At 50.6% G+C, this 9,280-nt stretch carries 4 protein-coding genes; 1 reads left to right on the top strand and 3 read right to left on the bottom strand.

Going from position 1 to position 9,280, the window contains the following annotated elements:
• Positions 1-482 precede the first annotated feature (482 nt).
• From HMPREF3027_RS05495 to creD, 3 genes are all read right to left on the bottom strand, one after another.
• On the bottom strand, positions 483-3,707 hold the full coding sequence (locus HMPREF3027_RS05495; protein WP_083317528.1) for a S41 family peptidase: 3,225 nt from the start codon (positions 3,705-3,707) through the stop codon (positions 483-485).
• Positions 3,708-3,739: 32 nt separating this feature from the next.
• The gene (locus tag HMPREF3027_RS05490; RefSeq protein ID WP_070707547.1) at positions 3,740-4,777 is read right to left on the bottom strand and encodes an NAD-dependent epimerase/dehydratase family protein; all 1,038 of its coding nucleotides are present in this window, start codon (positions 4,775-4,777) and stop codon (positions 3,740-3,742) included.
• Between the two features lie 546 nt (positions 4,778-5,323).
• A complete protein-coding gene (gene creD, locus HMPREF3027_RS05485; protein WP_070707546.1) occupies positions 5,324-6,724 on the bottom strand; it encodes a cell envelope integrity protein CreD in 1,401 nt (466 codons plus the stop codon).
• Positions 6,725-6,839: 115 nt separating this feature from the next.
• Here creD and HMPREF3027_RS05480 point away from each other — a divergent pair, with 115 nt between their 5' ends.
• Positions 6,840-9,236, top strand: coding sequence for a family 20 glycosylhydrolase (locus HMPREF3027_RS05480; protein ID WP_070707545.1), 2,397 nt, complete (start codon positions 6,840-6,842; stop codon positions 9,234-9,236).
• Positions 9,237-9,280 lie beyond the last annotated feature (44 nt).

The raw sequence follows: 9,280 nt of genomic DNA, 5'->3' as shown, positions 1-9,280 counted from the left end.
AGGGGAGGTCATTCATGGTAAGACTCTTTCTAATACGTGACCCCTGCTCCCCTTGTGGAAGGTCGGACAAATTTAATAGGAATGCTACTTGCGTCATTTGGGGAGACCCTATCAACCCCTTATTCCGCACGCATACGGAATCTATTCCGCAGGGCTACGGAATCCATTCCGCACGCGTGCGGAATATGAGGTCGATGCGGTAGTCCTTTTAATCGCTAATTTGATGTAAGTATCCCTGATATGGTGTACACCAATTATTCGCTATTCCTGAAAAAGTAGACACTTCGTGTCCTCTATTCCTGAAATACTACACACTACCATCTATCACTTATCTATTTGGGCGTCCGACTCGTCTGACTTGTCTGACCTGTCCGACTTGTCCGAAAAAAGGTACCCCCCCCCAGATAAAGCCCCTTCAATAAAGAAAGGTGGAGCCACACAGAGGTAGCTCCACCTTTCGGCCATTATGGGTTGGTGTTTAGTTACTTCTTCATCAGCTCATCCACTGCTGCTTTGAGCTGAGCATCGTAATTGCGTTGAGCCTCCTCAGGAGTGTTGTAGATGAGAATATCCGGCTCAAGCTGGTGATTTTCAAGTGCATTGCCATTGACATCTGTTACGGTGACCTGAGGGATACCAAATACGAGTGATGGGTCTACAAGAGTTTCCCACCATACGGCAGTCATAGTTCCAGGTACTGGTGCACCTATCAGTTTGCCAATACCGAGGGTCTTATAAACCCATGGGAAGCCGTGGGCATTGGAGTAGTTGCCTTCGCTCATCAACACGGCCGAGGGCTTGGTCCACTGTGCAAATGGGTCATTGCCAATGAACTGCCCTCTTGGTGCAAACTTGCTATAGAGTTTGCCCGTAAGTAGGGTAACGAGGTCTTCGTGCAACCAGCCACCGCCATTGAAGCGAGTATCTATGATCACAGCGTCGCAATGGCGATACTTACCGAGTAGATCCTTAAAAGTCTTGCGGAAAGAGGGGCTATCCATTCCCTCCACGTGAATGTAGGCAATCTTGCCACCGCTCCACTCCTCTACCATCTTAGCACGCTGTTCTACCCAACGGCGGTAGAGTAGTTCACTCTCCTCCCATCGGTAGGTCGGCCGTACCTGTTCCTCCACCTCCTTTTGGTCGGCACCCTTGAGGGTAAGCGTCATCCACTCACCAGCGTGCCCATTGATATAGTACTCAATCGGCTTATCGGAGGCGATCTCTTCGCCATTCACCTTGGTGATGATCACCCCTGGCTTAGCTATAGACTTCGCCTTGTCCATTGGGCCACCAGGGATCACTTCGGCGATCTTCACGCCTACCCCCTCGTAGCTATCGTCGTAGAATAGTCCGAGCGAAGCGGTTGACCTATTAGCAGGGCGACCACCGTATCTTGCCCCAGTGTGAGAGGCATTGAGCTCACCGAGTAGCTCGGAGAGCATCTCGGCATAGTCGTAGTTATTATTGATCTCAGGGAGGAAGGCACGATAGTTATCGGCATAGCCTTGCCAATCAACGCCGTGAAGGTCCTTATCGTAGAACTTATTCGCCACCTGCTTCACCACGTGGTCGAACATATACTCACGCTCCTTAGCACCACGGTACTCAAACTTTGCAGCAAAGGTGATAGGGGTCTTGCTCTTGCCCTCAATCTTGTACATTCCCTTGCCAGAGAATAGGTAGAGGGTCTTGCCATCCTTGCCCATCTCTAGCAGGCCATTGCCCACGTCGGCGAGTAGCATCTCCGTCTTTTTCTCGGCCAGATCCATCTCGTAGAGGTTAGTGGCATCGTCGAAGTAGGCGAGGTAGTAGAGCTTATCGCCCTTAGGATTCATAGCAAAGTCGCTTTGGAAACCGCTAGTACGTGTAAGGCGTACCGTGCGGTAGTCGCGCTGAGCGAGGTCGAAGGTAAGTGGAGCGACCACTTTGGTCTCCTCCTTTGCCTTTTTATCCTTCTTACCTTTCTTATCCTCTTTCTTGTCGTCGTCCTTTTCCTCCTTCTTTGGTAGCAACTTCTCACGCTCCTCCTTATCGAGGATAAATGCGTCGTAAGCCTCTTGGTCTAAGAACATGAGGTAGAGGTCGTACTCAGCTCCCCAGCTACCATGGCTACGGTAACCGGCTCTATCGGAGGCAAAGATGATGCCCTTGCCATTGAGTACGAAGCGACCTGCACCCTCTGAGTAACCGCTCTCGGTGAGATTGTGGGTAGTGCCACTGCCGTCGGCTTTGATGATGGCCACATCCTTATTATTCCACCCACCGATGCCAATATACTCTGTGATGATCCACTTGCTATCGGGGCTCCAAGCGAAGTCTTGGTCGCCATCGGAGTAGGAGTATTGGTACTTCTTATTCATCACCTCTCGTTCTGCCTTGCTGGCGAGGTTGAGGACGTAGATAGCCGAGCGATCACGTAGGAAGGCGATCTCTTTGCCATCGGGGCTAAATACAGGCTGGAACGAAGGTAGCTCGGTATTATTGGTGAGCTGTGTCTCCTTGAACTCCTTGGCGTAGACAAACTCCTTATCCGCCTCCCTCGTCAGTTCAGTCATATAGAGATTCCACTGTCCACCTCGTTCGGCAGAGTAGACTAGCTTTCGGCCATCCGGGCTCCAGGTGAGGTCTCTCTCCTGCTCGGGGGTATTGGTGATGCGGCGAGTGGTGCCGTATTCGATATTGGTGACAAAGACATCGCCACGGACTATAAAGGCCACCTCCTTTTCATTGGGAGATAATGCGTAGTCAGTCGCCCCTCGGGTAATGGTGCGATACTCCACTTCAGGCTTGGAGTAGTCGGCGACTACCTGCAGCGCCACCTTGGTAGGCTCCCCACCAAGTGGCATATAGTAGAGCTCTCCATTCCACGAAAAGGCCACGTTGCCCCTCCCGTCTATACTCATATAGCGCACAGGGTGCTTCTCGAAGTGGGTCAGCTGTACTGGTGCCTTTCCTTCTAGGCTCCCCTTATATATATTGAGTGTGCCATCAGCCTCGCTGGTGTAAAGGTACTCCCTTTGCCCAGGAAGCCAAAGGGCATTGCGGTCTTCACCCTTGAAGGTGGTGAGCTTTTGGTGCTTATTATCGGTAGGATTGTAGAGCCAAATATCACGAGTGACAGAGGAGGTGTGGTACTTTCGGAACTTATCCTCGTACCCCTTGAGGTCCGTGTAAAGAATGCGTCCGTCGGCACCTATTGAGGGCTCTATCATCGTGATAGCCGAGAACATCTTGGGCCGGCTACCCGATATCTTTTGCTGATAAAGCTGGGTGAACATTCCTGAGGGGAAGAGCCCCATCTCCTTGGCAGGGCGAATGTAGCTATCAAAGAGGATGGTCTCATCATCGAGAAAGGCAACTGGGATCTGTCGTGTGCTACCGAGGGTCACTCTGGTGGCATTTCCTCCAATACGTGAGGTGATATAGACATTGAAGTTGCCCTCTCTATCCGAGGCAAAGGCGAGCTTTTGCCCATCTTTGCTCCAAACGGGTGCTTGGTCGTAAGCGGGGTGAGAGGTGATCTGCCTGGCTAATCCACCAGATACTGGCACCGTGTAGAGGTCGCCCATGTAGGTAAAGGCGATTTCCTTCCCATCGGGGCTTAGGGCAGTTTGCCGCACCCAGCGAGGTTCGTGGCTCTGTGCTAGAGCCGAAAGGGCTAGTAGGCTGGTAGCTCCTACTAGGAGTAGCTTTTTGATTGACATAATAGATGAATGGGTTATAGATTTATAGTATGTTATTTATCTTCTGGCTCACGGAAGTAAAGCTGCATCGCCTCTTCATCTTGCTCCACCCATGCTTTGTAGGGCTCGCTCTTGGAGAGGAGATAGCTCTTCACGATTTTGCGTGTTGCCTTTGCTACCACTCGAGCCACCCAAGGGATGCTCTTCCCTACCGCCTGGTAGTAGTCGGTGAGGGTGTCTCTGCGGAAGTGGAGAATATCCTCTAGCTCCTGCCCATCCTCGTAGTAGCCGCAGTGGAAGTTTTTGGTGGCAAAAGCGTGAGAAGGGAAGTCTAGTGCTCCTAAGCCAAAGAGCTCAAAGTTTTTGGCCAAAAACTCACCGTAAGTGGTAGTGCACTCAGCACCTCCGCCGAGGTTGAATATCTTGCCCTCCACCTTATCTAGGTACTCTAGAGTATATACAAAGGCTCTTGCGGTATCACGAGGGGTGGCGATCTCCATAATCTGCTCTAGGGGCATCCGAAACATGAGTTTACCTACGTGGTGGTTGCCGACACCCATAATCGCTGCAAGGCGGTAGATGGTCCAGCGAAGCTTACTCTCTTGTACCAGCCGCTCCATAGCGATCTTGGTCTCGGCGTAGTTGTCGCCCTCCGCAGGGGTGAGGGGGTCGGAGACTTTGATGTAAGGGTCGAGCAGACGGTCGCCGTAAGTGGCGACACTCGAGGCGATGGCGATAAAGGCGTTGGGGGAGTGCTGCTCAAGCTGATTGATCAGGTTTTTCGTGCCCTCTACATTAACCTTCTGAGCTAGCTCTGGTCGGTCGTGTGCCAGGGGTGGAATCACAGAAGCCATGTGCAATACTACATCTACATTCGTGGTGGGTGCCACTAAGCTTTCTGGATTGGTGATGTCGCCAAAATATACCTTTAGAGCTCCTTCGTAACGGTCGAAGAACTCTCGGTTGCGAGGGTTGTCGAGGTCAAAGACCCGCAGCTCATACTGCCCACTCGCTACTAGTTGCTTCACTATCTCTCGTCCAATACTACCGCCGGCACCGGTCAGTAGCACGCTCTTTTTTGTGTTGCTCATCTTGTTGTTTTTATCTAAAGATTATTATCTGTTTTAGATGGCTAAGATACCAATTATCTAGCAGACAACGCTAAGAAATAGGGCACTCTTTCAGAGTTACGCATTAGAGGGTCTTACCATGAATGACCTCCCCTCGTGGGAGGTCAGACGGATCATAGCCCCTAGTCGAGCTCGTAGAGCCGATGACTAGGGGGCCAAAAACCGACCCACCCCCACCATTCGACCCCATGCGGGTCGGACAACCCATTCCAGAATTAATCTGATGCGGTTGTCCGACCCGCAAGGGGTCGTGGGATAGGGAAAAATGACCATTAATCCCCCAGTCGTTCGGGGCTAACGCCCCTCCGACGTGGGGGCTAGGATCCGTCGGACCTCCTCGCGGAGGTCCTGAAAATAAAGCTATATTTGCCCTATAAGGAATTAGGATAACTGTTTTTTATGGGTCGAAGGTACTCTTTACCATTGATGGGCATCTACCAAAAGCGTTGATGATCTACTTGGTTATGTAGACCATCAACGCTCTGTCTGTAGCCACTTAGTGGCAGATTAATCGTGCATTACCTTTACGGAGGTGTACATCACGATGGCTAGGATGATAAAGAGGACTAAGCTACCTATGAGCAGTGCGTAGACTTTTATCTGCAGTAGTACGAAGACGGTCAGGTAGAGAAGTGTCATGATACCACAGAGTAGTGCTGCCATTTTGCGATCCTTGAGAATGAGCCGGAAGTAGATGGTATTGAGCCCAACGGTCATGATACTGGCAATGAGATAAGCCCATCTAAAGCCTATCAGCTCGCTAAAGGAGAGCAGTAGGGTATAGAAGAGTACTAGTGAGATGCCAGTGAGTAGGTAGTGCAGAATATTGATACTCCTACCTTTCTGGCGTAGCCATAGCTCCATCAGAAATACCGATAATAGGGTGAGGACGATGATCAAGATGCCGTAGGAGACGCTTCGCGAGGTCTGGGCATAATGGTCGGCGGGGTTGAGGAAGCTGATAAAGTGGCTATTCTTGTAGAGACTAGGTAACGCCTCATCCCCTATTATACAGCTTTCCTCGTAAAAGGTATTCCAGGTGGCCTCGAAGTCATTCTTACTGATCTGGTAGTCGGTAGGGAGTCTCTTTCCTTGGAAGGAGGGGTCGGGCCAATTGCCTTTGATGAGTGTGGTGGCATTATTGGCATTGGCGAGGATTCCGAAGTATTTGCTTCCGGCAATTTCTAGCTTAAGCTGGAAGGAGAGGTCGCTCAGCTCCTCTTCGGTGAGGGGGTAGCTTGCCGATTGTGCGCCACCTTCTCCACCCTCCCCTACATATTCGTTGAAGGCCACTACACAGGGAGGAGTGTTGTAGACGTCGTCATCTATGTAGCTCACTAGGGTGAGTGCCATCTCTGTTTTGACCTTCAGTGCCTGCCCATTGACCTGTAGCTGGCACCGATCTTTGTAACCGGTGGGGTCGCTGATAGAGTAGCATATCTCGGCTCGAGAGAGGTCGTAGCTCCCCTTCACCTCCGAGAGTGCCTGCTGAATATCTTGCTTCAGCCAAGTCCCCTTGACCTCGGTGTGTGCGGTATAGACAGGTACCTGGTAGATGCTTCTGTGTCGATTCTCTATCTCGAGGGTAGCGGTTGCGGTCACCTCATTGGGAATGAGGTAGAGATAGGTCTCCTCGGCCTTTGCTGGATTTGGCTTGTAGGGGATGGCAAGGAGGGGCGTCATTAGGTTTTGACTTTTCCCCCAGCGCGAGGTGATTTCACTGGTTACCTTTTCGCCCTCCCGCTTACGTGAGTCGACTAGCCCATTTAGGAATGCTAGTGGAATCAATAGTAGTAGGCACAGTAGCCCTATGATGAGGGTCTTAATCACGAAGGATATGGATCCTGTTGACTTCTTATCGCCACCATTGGGATTGGTGGACATTTCTGTTGTTTGATTTACCTCCATAGCGTCTTATGTTTTATATTAGTTATGCCACAAAGATACTCTTTTTTCCCAATAGTTGATTGGCAATTAAATTGGTAACTTTGTCGTGTAACTATTCACTTAAAGATTATTATTTATGAAGAAAGTAGTGTGGCTGGCACTGACCCTTGTGATGGGACTAGGGTTGGTAGGTTGCGGAGATGAGGTGATGGTAGAGCACCCTTACAATGAGGGGACGCATATCATTCCGATGCCTCGGGAGATGGAGGTGCAGGAGGAGGGCAGTTTTACCCTGAGTAAAAACATCTCCTTTGTGGCTCCAGAGGGGGAACTAACCGAGGTAGCTAAGTTTTTCGCTGATAAGGTGAAGACTTCTACCGGCTTTAATTTGCAAATCATCGGTGAGAGCAAGAATCCTAAGCAGGAGATCGCACTCGAGATCGTTGGGGCTGATGTGGTACCTAATGCTGAGGGCTATATCCTGGAGGTCTCGAAGGAGGGGATCAAAATTCAGGGGCAGACGCCTCGTGGTATCTTCTGGGGGTTGCAGAGCTTGCTACAATTGCTCCCAGCTGAGATTGAGAGCCCTGAGGTGGTGCGTAATGTAGCGTGGACACTACCTTATGTATCGATCAAGGATGAGCCTCGATTTGGCTACCGAGGAATGCACCTCGACCCATGTAGGCACTTCATCACGGTGGAGGAGACGAAGAAGCTGATAGATATTATGTCGATGCTCAAGATCAATACGATGCACTGGCACCTCACTGAGGACCAAGGGTGGCGTATTGAGAGCAAGGTGTACCCACGCCTTACTGAGATCGCTAGCAAGCGTATTGAGGGTGATGGCTCAACCTATGGACCTTACTTCTACACTCAGGAGGAGATCAAGGATATTGTAGCTTATGCCAAGGCTCGCTATGTAGTGGTGATGCCCGAGATTGAGTTCCCTGGTCATAACGTGGGGGTACTTGCTGCCTATCCAGAGCTAGGTTGCTGGGGTAAGGACTTCCCTTACGAGGTGAGAAATATCTGGGGCGTTTCGGACGAGGTGCTTTGTGCCGGTAACGACGAAGTCTTTGAGTTTGCGAAGAATATCCTCGATGAAATTATTCCGCTTTTCGATAGCGAGTATATCCACATTGGTGGTGATGAGGCACCTAAGCGTATTTGGGCAAAGTGCCCTAAGTGCCAAGCCCGCATCAAGGCTGAGGGGCTGAAGGATGAGTATGAGCTACAGAGCTACTTTATCCATCGTATTGAGGAGATTGTACTGAGCCATGGTAAGAAGATGATTGGCTGGGAGGAGATCCTCGAAGGTGGGCTGGCACCAAGTGCCATCGTGATGAGCTGGACGGGCGAAAAGGGCGGTATCACCTCTGCCAATATGGGTCATGATGTGATTATGTGTCCTAGCAGTGAGGGGCTCTATCACGACCACTATCAGGGCGACTACCATATTGAGCCACAAGCGATTGGTGGATACTCTACGCTGGATAAGGTGTACAAGTACAATCCTATCCCTGAGGCGATTGATGCCGATAAGCGCCACCATGTACTAGGTGTGCAGGGCAACCATTGGTCGGAGTATTTCTACGAGCCTTGGCAGGTAGAGTACCACGCCTTCCCACGTATGCTAGCTGTTGCTGAAGTGGCTTGGACTCCTCTTGAGAAGAAGGACTTTGCTGACTTTGAGCGCAGGGTACAGAATATGCAAAAGCGACTGGACTACCACGATATTCGCTACTATATCCCACAACCAGAGCAGGAGGGTGGTAGCCTTAATACCGTAGCGTTTGTAGACCCTGTAACCCTTAAGTTTACCACCACTAATAGCGTGGATAAGATCATTTACACTCTGGATGGTTCGGAGCCTATGCTCAAGAATGGTATCACCTATAGTGAGCCACTAACGTTTAATGAGGATGCCGAGCTGAAGATTCGCTCTGTGGTATTGGGTGGTAGCATGAGCCCAGTTCGTACGATTAAGGTATTGCGTCAGACCTTTGCCCCTGCCGAAGCTCAGGCTGGTGACAAGGGATACAAACCTGGCATTCGTTTTAGCTATAGGGCGGATCACCGCTTCAAAAGTGTGGAGGATGTACTTGATTTCCCTGCTGACAGCCTCAGAGTATTGGAGGGTGGTAAGATGTCGGAGTGCGGTCTGCCTTTCTACAAGGAGAGTAGACTAGAGCACCTGATGAGCAATGTAAACCACTACGGTGCTATCTATGAGGGCTATATCAACTTCCCAGAGGATGCCGTCTATAGACTGAGCTCGCTCCACCACAAGGTGTGGATTGATGATCAGCTAGTGATTGATAACGAGGGTGAGGTGACGAAGACGCCACGCCACGATACCTCTATCGCTTTGGCACAAGGTCTGCACAAGGTGAAGGTGGTAAGTATCGGTCGCATCGAAGGTGGCTGGCCAACCTTCTGGAATAGAATCGGTATTCAGTGGCAGAGAATAGGCGTAGATGAGGAGATGACTTACATCCCAGATGATGCCTATTATAGCTCTGCGAAGTAATCAGAGACTCTTGCACGAAGGCGATCTGCTGCGTTGCTTTCGGA

The sequence above is a fragment of the Porphyromonas sp. HMSC077F02 genome (assembly GCF_001815465.1).
Taxonomy (GTDB): Bacteria; Bacteroidota; Bacteroidia; order Bacteroidales; family Porphyromonadaceae; genus Porphyromonas_A; species Porphyromonas_A somerae.
This window is presented reverse-complemented; position numbering and strand designations above follow the sequence as displayed.

Coding starts and splice junctions, on each gene's coding strand:
- HMPREF3027_RS05495 (WP_083317528.1), bottom strand. CDS start 3,707: ATGTCAATCAAAAAGCTACTCCTAGTAGGAGCTACCAGCCTACTAGCC.
- HMPREF3027_RS05490 (WP_070707547.1), bottom strand. CDS start 4,777: ATGAGCAACACAAAAAAGAGCGTGCTACTGACCGGTGCCGGCGGTAGT.
- creD (WP_070707546.1), bottom strand. CDS start 6,724: ATGGAGGTAAATCAAACAACAGAAATGTCCACCAATCCCAATGGTGGC.
- HMPREF3027_RS05480 (WP_070707545.1), top strand. CDS start 6,840: ATGAAGAAAGTAGTGTGGCTGGCACTGACCCTTGTGATGGGACTAGGG.